Annotated in this window: 2 protein-coding genes; one reads left to right on the top strand and one right to left on the bottom strand. The window is 58.3% G+C overall.

All coding sequences use genetic code 11. The annotated features are described in order from the left end of the window. Window positions 1–84 precede the first annotated feature (84 nt). Window positions 85–279: a DUF6316 family protein gene (locus tag ACW9JC_RS30220; RefSeq protein ID WP_457459640.1), complete on the bottom strand. Its 195-nt coding sequence runs from the start codon at window positions 277–279 to the stop codon at window positions 85–87. Window positions 280–489: 210 nt separating this feature from the next. Here ACW9JC_RS30220 and ACW9JC_RS30225 point away from each other — a divergent pair, with 210 nt between their 5' ends. Further along, complete coding sequence (locus ACW9JC_RS30225) at window positions 490–1,443, top strand: DMT family transporter (RefSeq protein WP_457459642.1); 954 nt, start codon at window positions 490–492, stop codon at window positions 1,441–1,443. Window positions 1,444–1,493: the final 50 nt, after the last annotated feature.

Consider the following 1,493-nt stretch of genomic DNA (forward strand, 5'->3'; position numbering starts at 1 on the left):
CACAGTGTTTGCCGGCGATCACAAATGTTGTATACGCCACAAAACCTGTGGGAGCGGGCTTGCCCGCGATGCAGACGCTGCGATTTAAGGACAATTGCTTAAATTCTGCACCCGCTCAATATAAGCCTGAACCTCCCGCACAGCCGCCTCGGTATTTGCAAACGGCCCCTCCAGCGTGTTTTCCCGGGTGCTGAAATACAACTCCCCATTCACCCGACATAACCAGTCACTGCGAAAATGCAGGGCGGGGGCGTTGTCCTGGGCGCGCATGCCGTACATGGCGATCTCCTGAGGGGAATTGCTGTTGATGGATCCAATCAGGTTAGGCAACAAGTACTTGCCGCGCCTGGCGACCCGATCGACGGCTCGACGCCAATTTCACGTTGCGACCTGCACAGTTTCATTCGCGGCCAGAGGCCAACTGTCCCTGTGTGCCACACGCCGGTGCGCCTAGAATGGCGGTTCTTGTCACTGGGTTTTGGGGTTCGCATGCACATTTCATCGGGTCGCTGGGTTTACGGACTTTTCCTGGCCTTGCTGACCGCGCTGCTGTGGGGAATCCTGCCGATCAAGCTCAAACAGGTGTTGACGGTGATGGACCCGGTCACGGTGACCTGGTTTCGCCTGATGGTGTCCGGTGGTTGCCTGTTCCTTTATCTGGCGGCGACCAAACGCCTGCCGAGCCGCAAAGTGCTCGGGCCGCGTGGCGGCTGGCTGGTGTTGATGGCGGTGCTCGGGCTGGTGGGCAACTATGTGCTGTATCTGATGGGTCTGAACCTGCTCAGCCCCGGCACCGCGCAACTGGTGGTGCAGATGGGGCCAATCATGTTGCTGATCGCCAGCGTGTTTGTATTCAAGGAGCGTTTCAGCCTGGGGCAGGGCATTGGCTTGCTGGTGTTGCTGATCGGTTTCGTCCTGTTTTTCAATCAGCGCCTGGCTGAGTTGCTGACGTCATTGAGCGATTACACCGCCGGCGTGTTGCTGGTGTTGTTGGCGTCCACGGTCTGGACTTTCTATGCGCTGGGGCAAAAACAGCTGCTGACGGTATGGAATTCGTTGCAGGTGATGATGGTGATCTACCTGTTTTGCGGGCTGTTACTGACGCCGTGGGTGCATCCGCTGGAAGCGCTGCAATTGAATCCGTTGCAAGGCTGGCTATTGCTGGCGTGTTGCATGAACACCCTGATTGCCTACGGTGCGTTTGCCGAGGCGCTGGCGCATTGGGAAGCTTCGCGGGTGAGTGCGACATTGGCAATCACGCCGTTGGTGACGTTTGGCGCTGTTGCCCTGGCCGCATGGTGGTGGCCGGAGTATGTGCACGCCGAGACCATCAATGGTCTGGGTTATGGCGGGGCGATTTTGGTTGTATTGGGGTCGGCGTTGGTGGCGTTGGGGCCTTCGTTGATTGCCGGGCTCAAGGCGCGGAAGATGCGGATGGCTTGAGGATCAAAGGATCGCAGCCTGCGGCAGCTCCTACAGGGAAACGCGTATTT

The sequence above is a fragment of the Pseudomonas sp. SDO5591_S426 genome, from assembly GCF_054070755.1.

Bases quoted from the DNA above. Each gene is read 5' to 3' on its own strand.
- ACW9JC_RS30220 (WP_457459640.1), bottom strand. From the start codon at position 279: ATGTACGGCATGCGCGCCCAGGACAACGCCCCCGCCCTGCATTTTCGC.
- ACW9JC_RS30225 (WP_457459642.1), top strand. From the start codon at position 490: ATGCACATTTCATCGGGTCGCTGGGTTTACGGACTTTTCCTGGCCTTG.